Below are 22,971 nucleotides of genomic sequence, written 5' to 3'. Positions count from 1 at the left end.
TTACTCTTTATACATAGGTTGCATCCGCTCAATAACTGTTAATTTGGGACGTTCGCAAGCCTTTTTTGCTTCTTTCATCAACACTTCTTGTACTGAAATGCGGTCATCTTTACTTACTAACTTGCGATAAGAACCATCAGCACGCATAACATGGGCTTTTTGATTATCTCGTAGATATAAATCTAGAATACTACGAATCCGTTCTTTATGATCTTTATCTTCAATAGGAATCATCAACTCTACTCGTTCGTTCAAGTTACGAGGCATCCAATCTGCACTGGATAAGAAAACACGATCACTACCACCATGACGGAAATAGAATAGACGATGATGTTCTAAGAAACGACCAATAATAGAACGCACTTGAATGTTTTCACTTACCTTAGGGATTCCTGGGCGCAACGTACAAATACCACGCACAATTAAGTCGATTTTTACGCCTTTAGAGGAGGCTTCATAGAGCTTAGCTACCACTTCTTTATCTAGCAAGGAGTTCATCTTAGCAATCATATATGCCTCTTCCCCTTGCTCAGCATATTTAATTTCCTCATCAATTTGCTCCATAATCTTTTCTCGCAAATTAAGTGGTGCTACGATAAATTTATTCCAAATAGGTGGATCAGAATAACCAGAAATTAAATTAAAGAAGGACGATGCATCTTCACTATACTCATCATTGCAGGTGAAAATCCCACAGTCCGTATATAATCGCGCGGTCTTACCATTATAGTTACCCGTAGCCAGATGAACATAGCGACGAATAGCATCATCTTCCCGACGCACAACCATGGTAATCTTTGAATGTGTTTTCAACCCTTTTAAGCCATAAATAACATGACAGCCCGATTTTTCAAGACGCCGAGCCATTAAAATATTATTCGCTTCATCAAAGCGCGCTTTTACTTCCATAAGTACCGTTACTTGCTTGCCATTATCGGCTGCTTTAATTAAGGACGATATAATCGGCGAATTGCTACTTACACGATATAACGTTTGCTTAATGGCCAATACATTGGCATCATTAGCGGCTTGTGCCACAAAGTCTTCTACTGTTTGGAACGTTTCAAAAGGGTGATGTACAAAAATATCATGACGACGAATTAAATCGAAGATATTTTCTTCTTCATGCCCCACTAAATCGGCTGGTTCACACGATTCAAACGGTGCATAACGCAAATATTCATAACCTGGTAAATCACAAAAACTAAAGTACATACACAAATCTAAAGGCCCATGCACCATAAAGGCATCTTTAGGTTTTAATTGCAAACTCGATAGAATAAAATGCAATAACTCATCATCAGGCTCCCCGGCTACTTCCAAGCGAACCGTAGCACCACGACGACGGCGGCGCAAGGATTCTTCCATTTCAAGTAATAAGTCCTGCGCTTCTTCTTCATCAATTTCTAAATCCGCATCACGCGTAACACGGAAGGTCATAGCTTTCAAAATATCATAGCCTACAAAAAACGCATTTGCATAATACGTAATAATATCTTCTAAGTAGATAAAATAACGCTGACCTTCACTACTTGGCACTTCTATAATGCGATCTAATACCGAAGGAATTGGTAAAATGGCAATTTTAGCTTCCGCATCTTCTTCCGTTTCCACAATGGAACGCTTAATTTGTACTACCGTGTTAATTGTTTTATTCGCTAAGAATGGAAATGGATGCCCTGAATCTACTGCAAGGGGGGTAACTACGGGATATACAACCCGTTCAAAATGCATACGTAACCATTCTAATTGTTCACTGTTCAACTGCTCTGGTTTAACAAAGTGTAACCCTTCTTTACTGAGCATTTCGATGACATGATTCAAATAGGTATACTGAACGCGCACCAACCGCTTTGCCGATTCATCAATAGCTTTCAATTGCGCTTTCGCATCCATATGAGCCGCATCATATTTTACAATCCCATTTTCCTCTTGATGACGTAAACCAGCCACACGAATCATAAAGAATTCGTCCAAATTAGAGCTAGTAATAGCAATAAAGCGTAATTTTTCCATTAAAGGATTCGAATTATCAATCGCCTCTTGCAATACGCGCTGATTAAACTTTAGCCAAGATAATTCACGGTTAAAGTAATATTTATAGTTATCAAACATACCTTATTTGCCTCCTATACGCAAGACCATTTCTAAACCAAAGACTTCACTGAAATATTCAGCTTCTCGCTCAAAGGTCCACTTTTCTAATGATATATCTTGGTCTGTATGTACTTTCACAAGGATTTTTTTATCGTCCCGCTTAATAGCTAACTTTGAAATCTTCCGTTTATGACTCACATCTAGAGCCCGCATGCAACGCAAAATAGCGACAAACTTCATAACCCACACCTTTTGCGATTCTTTTAAATAGCGGAAGTTTTCATCATCATCGTCAGGCTTACCTTTATAATGGTAATACACTACATTAGCCACTACTTCTTTTTCGCTATCTGACAAGCCAAATAAGTCTGTGCCCATAATAATATGATAGGCATGTTCACTATGATTGCGAAGGCTTACAAATTTCCCCACTTCTTCTAAAATGGCTGCTAACTGCAGTACAAAAATCATGCGATCTGTAATTCCATAATCAGCTAACACTCTACATAACTGTAAGGAAAAACGCTCCACTTCACGAGCATGATGCCGATCTACCTGATAGCTATCAGCAATAGCCCTAGCAAGTTGTAAATTTTGTTCGCGCATCATATATAAAAATTTATTATTTTCAATTTCAGCGCCATAATACAGTACTACCCCATCTACAAAGCCATACGAACTAATGAGTAAACTTTGAGGATGTACCATTTTTAACAATTCGGAATACAACACAATGGTAGGCATCAAAATATTGGCTCGATATTCTGGTAAGCCATAGCGATTGACTAATTTAGTCGCCGTCACACCATGAAAGGAGTCGACAAATTCTTCAAACTGCTTAGGCAATAACGCCATTGTTTCTTTACCATGCGTTTCAAAGCCCATTAAATTAGCAATTTCACGGGCTTCATCACCAGATAAGACAAAATATTTAACGTTGAAACGCCGTACTTCTTCTTCTACAGGCTTTAGCATACTGTGCAAGTATTCTCCTACCGCATCAGGAAAGGACAAAGACGAACGTTGATTACGATTAAAGGACTCCATAACGCGCAAGGTTCCCAAATGGACATTTTCTTGGAATAACAGGGCGCCCCCTTTCCAAACGGTAATCCCTACACCACCAGAGGTAATATCCAAAAACAAAGCTGCATCATCCGTATTCGTCAGCCCTTGTTGCATCATATGATAATAAAGGCCAAAATATTTATAATAAATTTCCTTCGGCATATCGACTACTTCTACTTTGAAGCCTGTTTGCATGAAAATCTGGTCCATAATACTCCGCCGGTTGTCTGCTTCACGAACAATAGCCGTTGCGTATACGGTATACTCCGTGACGCCATTTTCTTTCATGAGCCGTTTATAGCCTTTTAAAAGGCGACAAATTTCTTCAATCGTTTGGAAGGACAGGCGTTTATTATGAAACAATTCTTCCCCAAAGGTTACATCACGGGAGGCATACTCAATTATCTTTACATCGTCAATCGCTTTATACTCTACGATGGTCATGCTCATGCTACTAGCCCCTAAATGGATAATTCCATACAAGAGCGGCTTATCTAAGGCCATAATACCTCCTTACAAGGCTTCACGCCATTCTACAATTAGGTTCTTCTTGAAATCCTTTTTACATTGTTTGATTAATTTACTAATCACCACCTCAACCATAGAGGTATTGCCTCCAGGCTTTTTCCAAACTGTAACGGTAATATCTTTATCTGTAAAATCAGTATCCACTAATACAGCGGATTGCTCATGACTTTCATCAATGGCTTCTGCTAAGGCTAGAATGAGTGAAACGTGGGCAATCATTGTTTTATCCTCAGTACTTAATAAATGCCCATAAGGAGAACTCTTAATAAACTTATTATTAGCGCCATGGGAATTGGCCGCCACAAAAGCACAAATAGCCTGTTCTCGATGAGATAAGCCGTATAAATTACTATTTACAATCAAATAAGCACTATGACGAGCATGGCCATAATAGTTAATACTCTTACCTAAATCATGTAATAAAGACGCCACTTGAATGAGTTCGCGCATGCGCTCACCCCAGTTATATACTTTATTCCATTGATCATAAAGCATAGTCGCCAAATTTGTAATATACTTCGCATGAATTAAATCACATTGCACCATACCAAGTAGTACATTCTGTGCGGAATGCATTAAGATGTTGTCAATAATTCCATTGGGATTTAAATAATGTTCACCATAATATCGATAGAACATACCATCACGCAAGCCACAACCACTAACGCGAATCGTATTGGCATCTACAAATTGCATAAGCTCTCGAATTAAAGCGGTCCCTGCTATAATAATGTCCGCCCGTTCCACCGAAAGGCCGGCAATCTTGCGACGTTGTTCTAAAGTCTTAGTGCAAACCATGTCATAAATTTCATCCAAACGTTCATAAGTAAGCTCATAGTTATGTAATTTAGCGATTGGATAATTATGGCCTCGTTGATCGATTTTAGCCAAGTTACGAACAGTACCGCCAATGCCAACTAATGGCAATTGTTTATTTTTAAGCCATTTTTCCTTTCCCAGCATATCTTGAATATAAGTAATTAGGTTTTTTCGCTCCTTATCACTCATTTCATCCCCTTTTTGGAACTTCCCAGTTAGGGTTAAGGCGCCCATAGGTAGGCTTACACTTTCTTTTACCTTGCGGTTCTTAACTAAGGTAATTTCAATGCTAGCGCCCCCTAAATCAAAGAGGATAAAGTCTTCCAAGCCAATTGTATTCACTACCCCAAGGAACCCTAAAAAAGCTTCTTCAGAGCCATCAATACATACTAAATCAATGCCTGTACGTTCTTTTACAATGCTAATAAAGTCTTCACCATTTTTAGCTAAGCGTACCGCCGCAGTAGCGACAGCATAAATCTCATGGCTATCCATAGCCGATGCCATATGAGCAAAGCCTTTTAAGGTCAAAATAGCCCGTTCAATCGCTTCTTCAGTGAGACGATTCTTCTCCCACATGTTTTCACTTAAACGAATGCTTTCCTTTTGTTGATATATAAGCTGATAGCTCCCATTTGTATTAATCTCGATAATAACAAAACGAACGGAGTTAGATCCTAAATCAATAAACGAAACACGTTTCATATTTTTACCTCTCACTCTAAAACAATATGTTACCTTAATCTTACCTAAACTGAAAGGGTATTTCAAGAATATTACATAATCTTTACGCGTTTTATACAAAAAAAGACATGCCACCCACCGGTAGCATGTCTTTTTTACACCCTTAACATATATCCTATTTAATATTAAATATACGTTTCCCATTCGCTAAAGCAATGTCCGCTAATTCTTCAGGATCCATCCCCTTTAAGCTAGCAATTTCTTGCGCCACAAATTGTGTCTTACTAGGGTCATTACGACGACCTCTAAATGGTGGTGGTGTTAAATATGGCGAATCGGTTTCAATTAATAAACGATCTAACGGCACTTCTTTCGCCACTTCTTTTAGTTTAGTCGATTTAGGAAATACTACAGGCCCTGCAAAGGAAATATAGTATCCCATTTTAATGCATTCCTTCGCCATTTCCCAACTGCCAGAATAACAATGGAAAATACCATAATTGCCCTTGCCATAGGTGCGTAACGTATCCATAATATCCCCATGGGCATCACGGTCATGAATTATAATTGGCAAATCCACTTCACGAGCCAAGTCTAGTTGACGCTTAAACTCGCGCATCTGCGTTTCACGGTCTGAGAAATCATAATAATAATCTAAACCAATTTCACCAATGGCTTTCACCTTGTCATTATGCAAGGCTTGGTCTTTAAAATATTCATAGTCCTCTTCCGTCACATCTTTTGATTCATGAGGATGCACCCCTACGGCAGCGTATACATAATCGTATTTAGCTGCTAAGGCAATAGCAGATTCCGCTGTTTCACGGTCCACTGCAGGGCACATAATATATTCCACGCCTTGTGCTAAACAATCATCAAGCATAGCCTCTCTATCATTGTCAAAACGATTGTCATTAATATGCGCATGCGTATCAAATAACCGCATCTTATTTCACCAAGCTTCCTGGAATTAAGGATTCAATATTTGTTACTTCTAAATGGTCTGCAAAATCAGAGGCTGATAAAATCATGCCACTAGACTCAATGCCCATTAACTTCTTAGGAGCCAAGTTAGCTAAGTAAATAACCTTTTTACCAATCATGCTTTCTGGTTCATAATATTGAGAAATACCGCTAACTACAGTGCGTTCTGCCACCCCAACATCAAGTACGAATTTTAATAATTTTTTAGATTTTTTTACTTTTTCACAAGAAATAACTTTCGCTACCCGCAAATCTAATTTAGCAAAATCATCGTATTCAATATTTTCTTTAATTGGTGGGATTTCCTGTGCTGTTTCTTCAGTGGCAGCGCTAGTTGCTGTAGCTTCACTAAGTGCACTATCAGCTGCTGGTGCATCAATCATTTCAGGCACTTCAAAGCGAGGATAAATAGGATCACCTTTCACTACTTTAGTACCACTTGGTAAGCCACCCCATTGACGTACATCATCTAATTTAGCGTCTGCAAAGCCAGCTAAGCCCAATTGTTCCCAAATCTTAGGTGCTCCTGTTGGAATGACAGGATCCACTAATACAGCAATAATGCGAAGAGCTTCTGCTAGATGATACATTACGGTCTGTAATTTCTCAGCATCCCCCTCATTAGCGCCTTTAGCTAATACCCAAGGCATAGTTTCATCAATGTATTTGTTCGTGCGACTAATAAAGGCCCATACCGTTTTTAACGCACGGTTCAAATCAAAAGCTTCCATATAGGTTTCATACTCTTTAACAGTCTGCATCGCTAAGGAAGCCAAATCTTTATCAAATTCGCTAACAGATGGCATAGCTGTAATCACACCACCATGATATTTCTCCACCATAGCTACGGTACGATTTAACAAGTTACCTAAATCATTAGCTAAATCAGAGTTAACGCGCTGTACAAAGTTAGGCAAAGTAAAGTTACCATCATTACCTAAATGAATTTCACTGAGTAAATAATAGCGCAACGCATCAGAGCCATACATATCAATCAATGGAATAGGATCCACTACATTACCAAGGGATTTACTCATTTTAGTGCCGTCAACTACGAGCCAGCCATGACCAAAAACTTTCTTAGGAATTGGCAAGTCTAAGCTCATAAGCATAATTGGCCAAATAATAGAGTGGAAACGAACGATTTCTTTCCCTACCAAATGAATATCAGCAGGCCAGAATTTTTCAAATAAACTCTTATCTTCTTCCAAAGGATTCAAAGCACTAATATAGTTAACTAAAGCATCAAACCACACATACACTACATGTTTAGGATCAAAAGGAACTTTAATCCCCCAGTCAAAACTTGTACGGGATACGCATAGATCTTCAAGGCCTTGTTTTACGAATTGAATCATTTCATTACGGCGAGCTTCTGGCTGAATAAAGTCAGGATTTTCATCAATAAATTTCAACCATTGGTCAGCGTATTTATTCATTTTGAAGAAATAGCTTTCTTCTTCTACTTCTTCTACAGGACGACCACAATCAGGGCAAGTATGGTTAGGCCCTAATTTTTGTTCCGTCCAAAAGGTTTCATCAGGTGTACAATACCAACCTTTGTATTTAGATTTGTAAATGTCTCCTTTATCATAGGCTTTTTGGAATAAATATTGAACTACTTTTTCATGACGTTTTTCCGTAGTGCGAATAAAATCATCATTAGAAATATTTAAGGCTTTCCATAAATCTTTAAAGCCATTTACAATTTTTGTCGTATATTCTAACGGTGTAATCCCCATCGCTTCGGCAGCGCGTTGAATCTTCTGACCATGTTCATCAGACCCGGTCAAAAAGCGTACTTCATAACCAGCACGACGTTTGAAACGAGCCACTGTATCCGCAATAGTCGTACAATAGGTATGGCCAATGTGCAATTTAGCACTTGGATAATAAATTGGGGTAGTAATATAAAAACGTTTATTAGCTGTATCAGTCATACAATAACCTCCTCTTAATCGCGCAGTGCCATTTCCACTGCATTATAGACATCTCGTCGGGAAACGCCTGTTCGTTTGGCTATTTCACGAATAGCCTCTTTCTTAGATATGCCTTCTTCCATAAGCATCGTTACAGCACTTACATAATCAGTAGCCGATAAAGTTGTCGCTGTGTCCGGCCTAGTTTCATCAGGCACGGCACCGCCCACAACTAAGACAAATTCTCCTTTAATGGTTAACCAATCCTCCGCCTGTTGTAAGCTAGCTAAATCAGTACGCACAAAGGTTTCAAACTTCTTAGTTAATTCGCGACCTACTACAATGGAACGATTACCTAAATATTTATATAACTCCTGTAACGAAGCTTGTAAACGATGGGGTGCTTCATAAAATAACAAGGTACCCGTATAAGAGGCTACCCGTTCTAATAAGGCTTGTCGGTGACTACTTTTCTTTGGCAAAAAGCCTAGAAATGTAAATTCACGCGTATCAAGACCTGACGCAATGAGGGCTGTCAAAGCCGCATTAGGTCCCGGCAACGGCACTACAATAAGGCCCGCTTCAATAGCCGCCTGCACGAGCTCGGCTCCAGGATCTGAAATAGCAGGCATACCAGCATCACTGATTAATGCCACATCATGTCCGGCTAACAGCAACGCTAGTAGCGGTTCTTCCTTGGCTTCCTTATTATGTTCATGATAAGAAATTAAAGGCTTTTTAATATCAAAGTGTTTCAATAACAACCCACTATGGCGCGTATCTTCAGCCGCAATGGTGTGAACTTCTTGCAATACACGGACCGCCCGATAGGTCATATCTTCTAAATTACCAATAGGCGTAGGCACCAAATATAAGGTTCCTTTAGTTTCGCTCATACCAACTACGCACCTCCTCACTGTATACATTAGGTTGCTCATAAATATATAACGGGGCTTCTGTAAGCATGCCCACTTGGCCCCCTTTAGTACTTTCAACTAACACTAATTTGGCCTTAGTATTGGGAAAACTATGGACAAAGCGGATTCGTTTGGGTTCCAATTTAACGGCTCTTAAAGCAACTAGTAAATCAACCAAACGCTCAGCCCCATAAATCCACCAAACCTGCCCACGATATTTAACTAAGCGAGCTGCACTTTGCGCTATATCGCCCAAAGTATAATTTGTTTCATGCCGAGCTAAACTCACATCAACGGTATCAGGTGGCTTTCCTTGAAGCGCATTGAAATACGGTGGATTAATGACTAAACCATCAAACCGGCCTACCCAGGGAGAACCAACTAACTGACAATAATCCGCTTCTACCACTTCAATGTACGCTTCCTTTTTATTTAGAATCACATTGCGAGCCGCTAATTCAGCCATCAAGGGGTTTACCTCAATGGCTGTAATCTGCTTAGCGCCGCGCGTAGTCATCAATAAAGGAATAACGCCGGTCCCCGTGCCTAAATCTGCATAGGATCGCTTCTCATGAAATTTTGGAAAATGAGCTAATATAACCGCATCAATAGCAAAACAAAACTGATCTGTTCGCTGCCACAGTTTCATATTATCAATCAATAAGTCGTCTAACCGCTCCTGTGGCTTGTCCTTACTCTTCATCAGGTAACACAATCTCCGTCCAAGGTAAGTCAATAGTGCGACCTTCCTCTAATTGAACTTTAACAGTTTTCTTATTGCGATTAATCTTTAGTACCTTGCCCATTCCTTCATCGGTTACCACATCTTTACCAATGCCTGGTGGCTCCACAATAACAGGTACAACTTTGGCTTTTTGTGTATACAAATCGCCACCTTTGGCATAGAGATCATTTTCATAGTTTAAACAACACATAAGTCGGCCACAAACACCGGAAATCTTAGTCGGATTTAAACTTAAATTCTGATCTTTAGCCATGCGAATAGATACGGGCGTAAAATCTCCTAAGAAGGTAGCACAGCAAAGTGGTCGCCCACAAGCACCAATACTGTTCAATATTTTAGCTTCATCACGAACCCCTACTTGCCGTAATTCAATACGCGTACGGAATACAGTGGCTAAATCTTTTACTAAATCACGGAAGTCAATACGACCATCAGCGGTAAAGAAAAAGATAATTTTATTCATATCAAAAGTATATTCTACATTGATTAACTTCATAGGTAGTTTGCGATTAGCAATCTTCTCTAAGCAAATTTCAAAGGCTTTCTCTTCCCGCTGCTTATTTTTTTCTACCTGTTTGTAATCCTTCGGGGTAGCCTTACGAATTACACTTTTTAACGGTTGTACTACTGACTCAGCCTCTACTTGGCGTGGCGCAATTACCACATCACCAAATTCTAGACCGCGAGCCGTCTCCACAATAACGCCATCTCCTAAACTCAGATTAGCACCACCAGGAGCAAAGTAATATATTTTACCCGCCTTTTTAAATCTAACTCCAACAATGGTAGTCACTGGGTGTCCTCCTTTATGGCTTGTCGTAGCGCAATTAGCACGCCATCCATGACTAAACCGGCTTTCACATATAATCGAAGTGCCTCTTCAGCGCCTAAAGTCTCGCGCTCCACCGCTAATAACGATTTTACTCGCCATTCCTCTAAAATCGCCAACATCCGCGGCTTCTGCAAAGGGCACTGTAATACTTCATCTGGCGCACCAGCTCGCAATGCCAACATATCTCGTGCTAATAGACGTAACCAGCCCATTAGCTCGCGCATGTCATCACGACTTAATGCCTCCGTTTGCAAACTTAATTGCGTAAAAAATAATCGCTTAGGTAAACCTTCCATAATTTTCATAGCCTGCTCTAATAAGGGCAAAGACCCTTTTAAAGCCAGTTCCCGCACTAAAGCTGGATTTCCTTGACCAGCCCCTAAGGCCTGTCGTAAATCACCTTGAAGCCCTTCCTTCGCCAACGCTGCTACAATAACATCATCAGCTACAGGACCAAAAGGAACTAGCATACAACGGGATTTAATGGTAGGCAATACCGTCGCTATCTGATTGGTAATAATAAGAAAAAATACATTCGCTGGTGGCTCTTCAATGGTCTTTAACATGGCATTCGCCATAACTGCATTAGCTGTATGAAAATCTTCTACAATGACCACCCGTCGCCCTTCACTAGCTCGTCCCAAATAAGAAGCTAACAACTCATACCATTGTTCTACTTTCAAGACAGCTTTCATAGGCCGTAACCAAAAGGCATCGCCTCGATCAATGTAAATAGGTAAGCCTTCCGCTTCTGCTTTTTTCTCCGACTCACCATCAGCAACCCGTGCTGACGCCACAGCTTCTAAAAAACTAGCGCCTCCATCGGGCGAAAAAACAGGACGACCTATTAATAAGGACGCCAAGCCAATTGCCGTATTTAGTTTGCCTAGGCCACGTTCGCCATATAGCAATACACTATGTGGTAATGTGCCACGTTCAACTAAGGTCGTTAAATGAGCAATAATTGATTGTTGTCCAATGACTTGATCAAAATACGACATAGCACCTCCTACGGACTGTTTTCTTCTGAAAAGCTCTTCGAAAAAGACCTTTACAATATATTATTATATACCGTAAAGGCCCTAAAAAACAACTTATTACTTGTAGGCTAATAAAGGTCGTATTGCTTCATATACATCTTCGTGAATCGCTTCTATGGCACGCAAGCTATGACTTTCATCAGTACAAGCAATACGCTGCCAATGATAGCGTGCCACCAACTCATCATACGCATCATGTACTCGTTTTAAATACGCATGATTGCGTTCATGAATATCACCTGTAGCCCCACCTGTTTTATGTTTTCGTTCCCGCATTAACGCTTCACTCGTAGCTAGTGGCATATCTAATAAGCAAACTACATCAGGACGCGGTAAACCGAATTTAACAAACTCAAAATCCTCTAACCAATCTAAAAATTGGCGTCGTGCTACCGCATCTTCATATTTCACCATTTGATGCACCATATTCGACGTAGTGTAACGATCAGCTAAGATAATCCCCCCTTCTTCGTAGCAAGCTTGCCAGTCCATGCGAAAGGAAGCAAAGCGATCCACTGCATATAAACTACTAGCTACAAAAGGATTGACATCACTCGGATTTTTACCAAAATCACCAGCTAAATACATCTTAACAGGCATAGCTGCCGGACTATCGTAGTTAGGAAAACTAACGGCCTTTACAGCATGCCCTTCTTTTTCAAGACGTGCTTTTAATAATGCTGTTTGCGTAGCTTTACCACTACCGTCGCCACCTTCAATAATTATGAGTCGACCCATGTTACACCTCACCGTATATCGTCAATTACTTGAATATTCGTCAATGATTTATCAGCACACCCATTGGGCACATAACCTAAGGCTTGCCGCTCTCTTATATATTCTACCACAGCTGGTGTAATTCGTTCACCTACAGCAAGAAATGGAATCCCTGGCGGATAATAACTGATTGTTTCACCTGCTACGTGGCCAATAGCCTCCGTTAAGGGTATCGTTGTCATAGGTTGGTAAAATCCTTCTCGTGGCGTCAACACCACCTCTGGCACCGGTAATTTAGTACTGTTAAGGGCCACATCTTCCACTGCATTTGTTACTGGCTCCCCCTTAACGGCTACCGTCATATGGGCAATCTGCTGCACCGCCCCTATTAAACGATTAATAGAAGCCTCTGTATCGCCAATAGTAATTAATACAAGCACATGATACCCTTGCACTAATTCAACTTCAATGCCCTCTTTACGAAGCAATAATTCCGCTTCGCTACCAGTTAAGCCTAGTTCTTTAAAGTCAATTAACACCTTGGTGTAATCATACTCATAAATATGATTAAAATCAGCTTTATCTGGTACAGCAATACCAGGAATTACTTGCAAGGATTGGCGCAACTTATGGGCTAGCCTTTCAGCATGACTCACTAAAGTAGCCCCTTCCGTAGCCATTTGTTGTCTTGCCATATCTAAAGATGCTAACAATATATAATTAGGACTCGTACTCTGCAAGACTTGATGCACTTGCGTAAGGCGTCGCCGATTAACCAGTGAACCTTGACAATGAAGCATGGACGTCTGCGTCAATGACCCAATTAACTTGTGAGTACTTTGCGCTACCACATCAGCCCCACAAGCCAAGCCACTCGCTGGTAAGGCTTTGCCAAAAGGTAAATGGGCCCCATGGGCTTCGTCAACTAAGACGATAACGCCCTGCTCATGGGCCACCTCTACAATAGCCTGTAAGTCAATGGCAATGCCATAATAATTAGGATTAACGAGGACTAAAGCCTTTGCTTCTGGATGCGCCGCTAAGGTCGCCTTAACTTCGGCTACGGTGGTCCCTAAGGGCACACCCCAGCGTTCATCAAAACGCCCTTCTAAATACACAGGTCTAGCCCCACTTAAGAGTAAACCGCCCATGACTGAGCGGTGTGCTTCCCGAGGAATAATGATGGTATCACCAGGACCTACCGTGCCCATAATCATGGTTTCAATTAAAGCCGTCGTGCCATTAATGGAAAACCAAGTCTGTTCCGCCCCATATAATTGTGCTGCTAAATCTTGTGCATCTTTTAAAGCCCCTTCTGGTTCATGTAAATCATCAAGGGCATACATGACCCCTAAATCATAAGGTAGCGCAGGCCCCATCCACTTTTTTAAGGTCGTAGGAGCTGCTATGCCTAATTTATGCCCCGGCGTGTGAAACGCTGCCAATCCTTCTTTTTTATAATTCTCCAAAGCTTCTACAAAAGGCATGTCTCTTTGTGATAAAAATGTTTGCTTATCGTCTATCTTCTTCATCCTATTAGCAAGCCTTCTACTTAAATGTATCTACAAAATACTGACGCAATTCCTGTCCTCGTTCATTACTGGTTTGAATCCGTTCTAACGCTTGACGTAAAGAATCTTGCAAGCGATATGTATGAAATTCAGAAGGTTTTACCCAAGCAAAATCGGTATGTTCGTCAGATAAAGCAACTTCACGGCTCGTTGCTTTAGCAATGAAAATAACCCCGGTCAAAAATTGTAGTTTAGTGCGCTTATAGGACCATAAACCAGCCACATCCAACAATTCTACAGTCAGACCTGTTTCTTCACGCACTTCCCGTAACGCGGCATCATGTAAATCTTCACCAAATTCTAAACCACCACCGGGAAATTCCCAAGGTCTAAGGCCTTCTCTATCTTTCTTTTGTAAAAGCAAAACATCCCCATCACAAAAAACCATACACTTAACCGACATTCCCATACGTGGGGTTTGACGTGTTCTCGGTGGCAAAGGCCGTGATTTACGGGATTTACTGTTTTGACGTACGAACATGCAATCCTCCCTTAATTAGCTCACTAATATCTTCTTTAATATATCTTCTTTAGTATCTATATACATCATTATAATACGAAAAAAGGAGACTATAACTCCGTATAGTCTCCTGTGTCTTACGCTATCTTATTTACTATAAGCGGCTGCATACTGCGTGCCAAGCGTTACATATTTTTCCATTTGCTGAATAACATGTCGTAGCTGTCCGCCACTCAATGTTGTTAATTCTTTGCCTTTTGAGGCGTTATTAATAATGTGAGAAATCTCGAAACCACTATATCCCAGCACCGATAAGCGGTTCGATAAACTTTTAATCTTGTTCATAATCGAACCTCCTTGTAATAATGTCTTACAGCGGTTTGGGTTAAAACCAACTGCTTAAAAGTGGTTGGGTTATTACCACATACCCTTTTCGACTGTTCAGGAATGTTCAAGATTATGACGTTGTTGGGTTTAAAGTTCATCCTCCTCAAAGCATTAACACTGACAATCTATTCCGGATAATAGAGTTATTATATCGAAATTCTTAGAAGTTGTCAAGCCTTTTATACTTTAAGCCGAAAATTATAACACATTTATGATTTTAATGCAAATTTATTCAACTATTACTGACGACGACCTTTTTTAGGATTATATAAATTCATACCTTTATCAATCCCCACTTCCAATGTCCCCAAAATAGCTTCAGCCATAGCCTTAATCCCTTTAGTTACTTTTTCTTGTTGGTCTTCAGGGAAAGGTGCTAACACATGGTCTACCACCGTCCATTGCGGCAAAGGACGACCAATGCCAAAACGAAAATGAGGAAACTCTGATGTTCCCATATGGGCAATCAGTGATTTAATCCCATTATGACCACCAGCACTACCATTAGGACGAATTCGTAATTTACCAACTGGCAAATCCATATCATCATAGACACAATATACATCAGCTGGATCAATTTTATAGTACCGCATCAAAGGCCCTACCGATTCTCCGCTAGCATTCATAAATGTCTGAGGTTTCACTAATAATACTTTTTCACCATCTATGGTAATCGACGTAATCAATGCTTTAAAGTCTTCACGCCAAGGTGTATGTGCCTCTTTGGCAGCCATAGCATCGATGACCATAAAGCCTATATTGTGTTTTGTCTTTTCATACTCTTTGCCTGGATTGCCCAGACCTACTACCATTTTCACTGTTTAAATTCCTTATCCATTCATAGTCAACGCACTATAGGCTGAACTAAACAGTCAATAGGCGTATTATTTATCAAACAAATTACTTACTGATACTTCATGGAAGATACGCATAATCGCTTCGCCCAATAAAGGAGCCACCGATAAAGACGTAATGTTAGGTAATTTATGTTCTTCTGGTAAATCAATCGTATTAGTAACGATTAATTCTTTAATATTAGAGTTGGCAATACGTTCACAAGCAGGGTCAGTTAACACAGCATGCGTTACACAAGCCATAACGGATTTAGCACCAAATTCCTTAAGTGCTTTAGCCCCTTCTACTAAAGAACCAGCTGTATCTACAATATCATCAATGATAATACAATTTTTACCTTCTACATTACCAATTAAGTTCATAACTTTAGCCACACCAGGCTGTGGACGTTTCTTTTCAATAATCGCAATAGGCGCACCAATACGGTCAGCTAAATCACGAGCACGCGTAACCCCACCAAGGTCTGGCGATACTACGATTAAATCTTCCATATTTTTTTCATTAATGTATTTTGCCAAAATAGAAGCCCCAAAGAGGTGGTCTACTGGCACATTAAAGAAGCCTTGAATCTGACCAGCATGAAGGTCGATAGTTACCAATCGAGTAATCCCTGCTGTTTGCATTAAATCAGCCACTAATTTAGCTGTAATTGGTTCACGACCGCGTGTTTTACGATCCTGACGAGCATACCCATAGTAAGGTACAACCGCTGTAATATGGCGTGCGGATGCCCGTTTTAAAGCATCTGCCATTACCAACAATTCCACTAAATTGTCATTTACTGGATAGCTTGTAGGTTGCACGATAAATACGTCTTTACCGCGTACACTTTCGTCAATCATAATTTGAACTTCGCCATTGTTAAAACGACCTACAAATGCTTCGCCTAAAGGTAAGCCTAAGTAATCACAGATTTCTTTCGCCAACTCTGGATTTGCATTGCCTGTGAAAATTTTAAGTTTCTTACCGTCTTCAAATGCCATGATTCAATACCCCTTTTGCTTATTAATAACTTCGTTGCTCCTAGCAAACCTCATTCTTTATTATTGTATACTATTTGCTACCTACATTGCAAAAAAGTAATCAACTTTTTTTACTTTTTCTTAAACGTATCATCAGTAACCCAATTCTCTTTTACAATTTGACGAGCACGCCCTACTGCTAGGGCTTTACTTGGCACATCTTTTGTAATCGTAGAACCAGCCCCAATATAACTATAATCACCGACCGATACAGGGGCTACTAAATTAGAGTTGCAACCTACAAAGGCGCCATCACCAATATGCGTGCGATGTTTAATTTTACCATCATAATTAACGGTAATCGTACCACAACCAATATTAACACCACTGCCTACATCGCTATCACCAATATAGGACAGATGTGGGAATTTAGTGCCGGCCCCAACAATACTATTTTTTACTTCCACAAAGTTGCCAATATGAACGTTTTCACCAATCACAGTATTAGGACGCAAATGAACATATGGCCCAATATCAGCGCCAGCCTTTACTTCACAATCGTGAGCATAAGTAAAATGAATCACTGCCCCATCGCCAACTACTACATTGGTAAAACGACTATGTGGCCCAATTTCACAACCTTCACCAATTACGGTGTTACCTTCTAAAATGGTGCCAGGATGGATAAATGTATCAGCGCCGATCGTAACTTCCGGTGCAATATAAGTATTATTAGGGTCAATAATGGTTACCCCTTGATCCATGAAATGGCGATTTGTGCGATTTCGCAAAATACGCTCCGCTTCGGCTAACTGCGCTCTTGAATTAACCCCTAAAGACTCTTCTTCATTGGTCATCATATACGCACTTACGCGGTCGCCTTGATTAACCAAAATTCCCACTACATCGGTAATATACAATTCACCTTGTGCATTGTCATCCGATAGCTGCTCCAAACAAGGCCATAATTTTTGGCTATCAAACGCATACATGCCGGTATTAATTTCTTGCACTGCTAATTCTTCTGGTTTACCATCTTTTTGCTCTACAATGCGCAAGACTTTACCGGTTGCCTCATCACGAATGATACGACCATAGCCCGTTGGGTCCACCATATGAGCCGTTAAAACAGTGGCTGCCGCACCTGTTTTTTCATGTTCAGCCAATAAAGCGTCTAACGATTCTTTAGTAACCAATGGCGTATCACCACAAAGGAGTAAAATCGTACCTTCATAAGTACCTAGTAAAGGCTTCGCTTGTTTTACAGCATGCCCCGTTCCTTTCTGCTCCTGTTGCACCACAAATTCTGCTTGTTCACCTAAATAAGCCTGTACTGCTTCACCGCCAAAACCTACGATTACAATATTACGTTCCGTCCCCACTGTTTTTACTGTATCAAGCACCCGTTCCACCATAGCTTTACCTGCTACAGGGTGTAATACTTTTGGTAATTTAGACTTCATCCGTGTGCCTTTACCAGCTGCTAAAATTAAAGATGTTATATGTTTCATTCGTAAGCCTCCTCATTAGGCGCATAATATACAGGTTCAATATCTACAGTACGCGAAGTTTCATCAACTCCATTTAGCACGAGTAGCGCTTCATAATCGCCCACCACTTTAGGGCCTGGCGTAGCCGTTGCTACTAACACGCCTGTACCAACAACGGTGCCACCCATTTCAGTTACTAATTCTTTCATACCATTAGCCGTGCCCCCAGCTTTCATAAAATCATCGATGAGCAACACTTTTGATTTAGGGGGGATAGCTCGTTTTGTTAACGACATAGTTTGAATTCGCCTTGACGAGCCAGTTACATAATTAATGCTAATGGAAGACCCTTCTGTCACTTTACTATCTCGTCGCGCAATGACTAATGGTTTATTAAAAGCACGCGCCACCATAACGGCTAAAGGAATGCCCTTCGTCTCTACCGTCATAATATAATCGGGTTGACGCTCAGCAAAACGAGTCATAAAAATTTCCCCTAAACGACTCGTAATATGCCAATCATACAAAATATCCGACATATACAAAAAACCACCGGGAATCACTCGATCTGGCTCTTGTAAGCGCTGTTGTACTTCTTTAAGCACAGCAAAGGCCCGCTCCCCTTGACGATATGGAATAAAGCGAACGCCCCCTGCCACACCGGCAACCGTTTCAAGTGTCCCTAAGGAGAAATGTTGTAATGATGCTTTTACACAACTTAAATCCTCACTTAAGGTAGATTTAGCAATATCAAAGAATTCGCAAAAATAGCGTAAAGATATCAATTCTTGCGGAGAATCTACTAACAGTTTAGTAAGCGCTACCATGCGCTCTACGCGTCGCACTTTTTCCACTGTATACCTCCTTATACAAAAAAATAACGTTGCCGCCTCAGCCAACAACCCGTTTCTCTCTTTAAGAATACCACAAAATAGATTATAAATATATAGTTTTCCCTTAAAAATCCATACATTCCTCTACAAAAAATAGCGAACGTTCGTATAACACAAAAAGCCCTCGATAGCTATCGAAGGCTTTATGCTGCATTTTAGATGTTAATAATTGAATTGCTACAAAGTACTAACGATTCTCTAAAATCTGTATCCCCATTATTCTAATACGTATACCGTAACCGTTTGACGGCCAAACTGAATGGCCTCACCATGAGAATCCATGGCTAAGTCGATACGATTACCTACAATACTGCCACCTGTATCATCAGCTACTGCGTAACCATAGCCTTCAACATACAAAGCCGTACCTAATGGAATTACATCAGGGTCGACTGACACATAACCGCGTTTTAATAAATTACCACGCGCTGTGTATGCTGTATTGCCAGGATCATCAGCTGAATAGGCGGTAGCGTTCATCGTAAGAGTCTTCTTATACTCTGTAGGAACGCCTCGTTGCTTAGAAAGCAACGCCATTGTCTTACTGTCTACTTCACCAGTTACAGCTAATCCATTTGCCTTTTGAAAACGCTTTAATGCATTGGCTGTACCATCACCAAAGATGCCATCAATGGAGCCTGGTGAAAAACCACTGCTGGCCAAACGAGCTTGCAAATCAGACACAGAACGGCCTCGGTCACCAAAACGTGAAACTTCCACATTATTGCGTACATTGCGAGACTGCTGCGTTGCTGCAAACAGCTTATTGTTCTCTTTCATCGCTGCTAAGGTATCACCATCAACTCGGCCAGTGGCAGATAAGCCCATTTGCTTCTGAAATGCGCGCACTGCATATTCTGTATTATTACCGAAAATACCATCAGCTTGGTCTACGAGATACCCCTGCGTTATCATTAAACGCTGAACGAGTTGCACCTCACTACCGCGATCACCGCGTCCTACATCGGCTAGTACAACAGATGTACAAGCCATTAGAAACGTCAAGAGAACTGTCACTATTCTAAGTTTTCTCAATATTTCCACCTCGTATCTAAATGCAACACTATTTTACCGTATTTTGGGCTTTTTGTCAAAATTTGAGCCTTTTTTCCAGTACTTATCACCACTTTGAGGCTATAATTCAAGCACTTTTCCCACTACGTTATACTTTTTTCAAATAAAAAGAAAGTTGTCTAAAGAAACCACATAGGTTTTACTTCAAACAACTTTCTTTAACATGCTTTAACTTTTTTAGCCTTCGCTTATTCGTAGAATTCGTCTGTTTCGATTACCTTAGGTACAGGCGCTACATAGCGAAGTACTACATAACCGAGTAAACCAGATACAATCGATCCTAAGAAAATACCCACTTTAGCCAATTCTTGCGTATGACCAGGCTCTAAGGCTAATAAATTAACAAATAAACTCATCGTAAACCCTACACCACAACAAAGAGCTACGCCATACATATGCGTCCAAGTCAACTGATTAGGCAATTTTACCAGTTTTGTTTTTACTAATACCAGCATGATACCAAAAATCCCAATTTGTTTACCTAAGAATAGGCCAAGCGCAATGCCTAATACAACCGGATGAAATAAATCACTGCTTTGGAAATCCCCAAAGGATACCCCTGCATTAACAAAACCAAATAAAGGTACAATCAGGAACGTAATCCACATAGCTAAGGCATGATGCCATTGATTCAATGGTAAAATTTCTTTTTCCCCCTGCCATACGCGCGATGGGATTGTCATTGCTAAAATAACACCCGCTAAGGTAGCATGTAAGCCTGATTTGAAAATACATAACCAAAGAGCAACACCTAGAATTATATAAGGCCAAGGTGTTACAATATTCTTTTTATTTAAAATCAACAAAAGAATAAATATCGCTAACGCCCCACCCATAAAGGCAAAATTAAAAGTTGTAGTGTAAACAGCTGCGATAATAATAACAGCAATTAAATCATCTACCACCGCTAAAGTAGTTAGAAAAACTTTAGCTGCTAACGGTGCTCGCAGGCCTACTAGGGAAATTATCCCTATAGAAAAAGCTATGTCCGTAGCTGTAGGAATGGCCCACCCACGTAATAAAACAGGGTTTGTATAATTAAACGCCGCATAAACTAAAGCCGGTGCAATAACCCCCATCAAAGCTGCTATAGTTGGTAAAAACCGTTTGGCATGGGTATTTAATTCCCCTTCCAACATTTCATGCTTTACTTCTAAGCCAACACCTAAAAAGAAAATCGCCATTAATACATCATTAACCCACAGTTCCACAGACAATGGCCCAATCATCGTATGTAAAAACGAAGCATACCCTTCAGCCCAGCCTGAATTAGCAATCCCTACCGCAATGACTGACATTAATAATAATAAAATACCACCTGTAGCAGGTGCGTGTAATAATTCTTTCAAACGCTCCATGTACTCCCTCACTCCAAATTATAAATAATATATACTATACAATGACTTATTATTAATAAAATCTGTATATATTATACCGCAAATAAAAACTTAATGGCAATAAAATAAGAGGCCCATCACGGCAAAATGATGGGCCTTTTCAGCAAACTTCTATTACCAAATTGAATAGTAGCGATTATTTTAAATTCTTATGAGTCTTTCTTTTCTAACTCAGAAACATCAGGTGTAAAATATCGTAATATTACATAACCAATACAACCGGATAAAATAGAACCAATAAAAATCCCTACTTTAGCCATTTCTTGAGCGTGACTTGGTGGGAAAACTAATAAGTCAACAAATAAGCTCATGGTAAAACCAATCCCGCAACAAACGGCAATGCCATATACATGCGACCAAGTAGCATGGACTGGCATATCCACTAACTTAGTCTTAACTAAGATATATACTGTACTAAATACACCAATTTGTTTACCTAAAAATAGGGCTAAAGAAACACCTAATACTACTGGATGGAATAAATCGCTCACAGAGAAATCATGGAAGGATACACCCGCATTAATAAAGCCAAAGAGTGGCAAAATTAAAAAAGTAATCCATTTAATAAGCGCTGAATTCCATTGTATAACTGGAGAAATCCATTTACCAGTTTTATATTGTGCCCGATATGGAATAGTCATAGCTAAAAATACGCCAGATAAGGTAGCATGTAAACCTGATCTAAAAATACAATACCATAAAACAACACCCAGTGCTATATAAGGCAATGGATTAAAAATATTGCGTTTATTCAAAATCATGAGAAGAATAAATATAACTACACCAAACCCCATGTACATAAACTGCAACGTATCTGTGTAAAAGGCTGCTATAATAACTACAGCAATTAAATCATCTACCACCGCTAATGTAGTAAGCAACACTTTCATCGCTATAGGAACTCGCGAACCTAACAAAGATACTACGCCTATTGAGAAAGCTATATCTGTAGCTGTTGGAATAGCCCAACCACGATGATATAAAGGATTATCGTGATTAAATATAAAATAGATAATAGCTGGTACCATAACACCACAAAAAGCAGCGACAGTTGGTAAAATACGTTTAGCATTCGTATTTAATTCCCCATTGATCATTTCATGCTTAATTTCTAACCCAACACTTAAAAAGAAGATGGCCATTAAAACATCATTAACCCACAATTCAACCGGAAATGGCCCTAAGTTGAATTTTAAGAACTGAAAATACTGTTCTGAAAATGGTGAGTTAGCTGCTGCAATGGCTAAAGCTGCAGAAATTAACAGTAAAATACCGCCAGCAGAGGGAGACTGTAAAAAAGCTTTAATTTGACTCATACGCATCCTCTTCTTTCTAAAGAAATACTTTTCAGAATCTTCTGAAAAGTATTTCTTGCATAATTATTTCGTTTTGTTATTTTATATATAATATTATATCATCTTTTATCAACAAACAAAAATTCATTTTGTGCATGTTATAGGCACATCTGTCTAATTAAGGAATAACGAAGAAAAAAAGAAGGAATTATGAAATAAAGGTTCTATAATTTATTT

General features: G+C 39.9%; 20 protein-coding genes. All 20 read right to left on the bottom strand.

What is annotated here, in order from left to right; all coding sequences use genetic code 11:
- Positions 1–2,115, bottom strand: a complete 2,115-nt coding sequence (locus VER_RS08345) for an RNA degradosome polyphosphate kinase (RefSeq protein WP_162100377.1) — start codon at positions 2,113–2,115, stop codon at positions 1–3.
- Between the two features lie 3 nt (positions 2,116–2,118).
- The gene (locus VER_RS08340; RefSeq protein WP_162100376.1) at positions 2,119–3,669 is read right to left on the bottom strand and encodes a phosphatase; all 1,551 of its coding nucleotides are present in this window, start codon (positions 3,667–3,669) and stop codon (positions 2,119–2,121) included.
- Between the two features lie 9 nt (positions 3,670–3,678).
- Positions 3,679–5,217 carry an exopolyphosphatase gene (gene ppx, locus VER_RS08335; protein WP_162100375.1) on the bottom strand — a complete coding sequence of 513 codons (1,539 nt, stop codon included), beginning with the start codon at positions 5,215–5,217 and terminating at the stop codon, positions 3,679–3,681.
- A 154-nt stretch (positions 5,218–5,371) separates the two neighbouring features.
- Positions 5,372–6,142 (bottom strand): TatD family hydrolase, encoded by a 771-nt coding sequence (locus tag VER_RS08330; protein WP_162100374.1) that lies wholly within the window; start codon positions 6,140–6,142, stop codon positions 5,372–5,374.
- 1 nt (position 6,143) lies between these two features.
- Positions 6,144–8,120, bottom strand: coding sequence for a methionine--tRNA ligase (gene metG / locus VER_RS08325; RefSeq protein ID WP_162100373.1), 1,977 nt, complete (start codon positions 8,118–8,120; stop codon positions 6,144–6,146).
- 14 nt (positions 8,121–8,134) lie between these two features.
- On the bottom strand, positions 8,135–8,995 hold the full coding sequence (rsmI, locus tag VER_RS08320) for a 16S rRNA (cytidine(1402)-2'-O)-methyltransferase (protein ID WP_162100372.1): 861 nt from the start codon (positions 8,993–8,995) through the stop codon (positions 8,135–8,137).
- Positions 8,982–9,719: a tRNA1(Val) (adenine(37)-N6)-methyltransferase gene (locus tag VER_RS08315; RefSeq protein ID WP_162100371.1), complete on the bottom strand. Its 738-nt coding sequence runs from the start codon at positions 9,717–9,719 to the stop codon at positions 8,982–8,984. Before VER_RS08315 ends, rsmI begins: the two co-directional genes overlap by 14 nt.
- Positions 9,709–10,554, bottom strand: a complete 846-nt coding sequence (locus tag VER_RS08310; RefSeq protein WP_162100370.1) for a stage 0 sporulation family protein — start codon at positions 10,552–10,554, stop codon at positions 9,709–9,711. Before VER_RS08310 ends, VER_RS08315 begins: the two co-directional genes overlap by 11 nt.
- On the bottom strand, positions 10,551–11,594 hold the full coding sequence (locus tag VER_RS08305) for a hypothetical protein (protein WP_162100369.1): 1,044 nt from the start codon (positions 11,592–11,594) through the stop codon (positions 10,551–10,553). The genes VER_RS08310 and VER_RS08305 overlap by 4 nt, the downstream gene beginning before the upstream one ends.
- A gap of 96 nt (positions 11,595–11,690) precedes the next feature.
- Positions 11,691–12,371, bottom strand: coding sequence for a thymidylate kinase (locus tag VER_RS08300; protein ID WP_162100368.1), 681 nt, complete (start codon positions 12,369–12,371; stop codon positions 11,691–11,693).
- 8 nt (positions 12,372–12,379) lie between these two features.
- Positions 12,380–13,882 (bottom strand): aminotransferase class I/II-fold pyridoxal phosphate-dependent enzyme, encoded by a 1,503-nt coding sequence (locus VER_RS08295; protein WP_162100367.1) that lies wholly within the window; start codon positions 13,880–13,882, stop codon positions 12,380–12,382.
- 16 nt (positions 13,883–13,898) lie between these two features.
- Positions 13,899–14,402, bottom strand: a complete 504-nt coding sequence (locus VER_RS08290) for an NUDIX domain-containing protein (protein WP_238390192.1) — start codon at positions 14,400–14,402, stop codon at positions 13,899–13,901.
- A gap of 126 nt (positions 14,403–14,528) precedes the next feature.
- Positions 14,529–14,726, bottom strand: a complete 198-nt coding sequence (locus VER_RS08285) for a hypothetical protein (RefSeq protein WP_162100366.1) — start codon at positions 14,724–14,726, stop codon at positions 14,529–14,531.
- Positions 14,727–15,007: 281 nt separating this feature from the next.
- Positions 15,008–15,586 (bottom strand): aminoacyl-tRNA hydrolase, encoded by a 579-nt coding sequence (gene pth / locus VER_RS08280; RefSeq protein ID WP_162100365.1) that lies wholly within the window; start codon positions 15,584–15,586, stop codon positions 15,008–15,010.
- Between the two features lie 66 nt (positions 15,587–15,652).
- Complete coding sequence (locus VER_RS08275; protein WP_115309481.1) at positions 15,653–16,606, bottom strand: ribose-phosphate pyrophosphokinase; 954 nt, start codon at positions 16,604–16,606, stop codon at positions 15,653–15,655.
- A gap of 110 nt (positions 16,607–16,716) precedes the next feature.
- The gene (gene glmU, locus VER_RS08270) at positions 16,717–18,096 is read right to left on the bottom strand and encodes a bifunctional UDP-N-acetylglucosamine diphosphorylase/glucosamine-1-phosphate N-acetyltransferase GlmU (protein ID WP_162100364.1); all 1,380 of its coding nucleotides are present in this window, start codon (positions 18,094–18,096) and stop codon (positions 16,717–16,719) included.
- Positions 18,093–18,929, bottom strand: a complete 837-nt coding sequence (gene purR / locus VER_RS08265) for a pur operon repressor (protein ID WP_162100363.1) — start codon at positions 18,927–18,929, stop codon at positions 18,093–18,095. Before purR ends, glmU begins: the two co-directional genes overlap by 4 nt.
- 255 nt (positions 18,930–19,184) lie before the next feature.
- Positions 19,185–20,012, bottom strand: a complete 828-nt coding sequence (locus VER_RS08260) for a peptidoglycan-binding protein (RefSeq protein WP_238390191.1) — start codon at positions 20,010–20,012, stop codon at positions 19,185–19,187.
- Positions 20,013–20,230: 218 nt separating this feature from the next.
- On the bottom strand, positions 20,231–21,400 hold the full coding sequence (gene nhaA, locus VER_RS08255) for a Na+/H+ antiporter NhaA (RefSeq protein WP_162100361.1): 1,170 nt from the start codon (positions 21,398–21,400) through the stop codon (positions 20,231–20,233).
- Between the two features lie 188 nt (positions 21,401–21,588).
- Complete coding sequence (gene nhaA / locus VER_RS08250) at positions 21,589–22,755, bottom strand: Na+/H+ antiporter NhaA (RefSeq protein WP_162100360.1); 1,167 nt, start codon at positions 22,753–22,755, stop codon at positions 21,589–21,591.
- Positions 22,756–22,971: the final 216 nt, after the last annotated feature.

This window comes from Veillonella sp. R32, from assembly GCF_010093125.1.
Taxonomy (GTDB): domain Bacteria; phylum Bacillota; class Negativicutes; order Veillonellales; family Veillonellaceae; genus Veillonella_A.
This window is presented reverse-complemented; position numbering and strand designations above follow the sequence as displayed.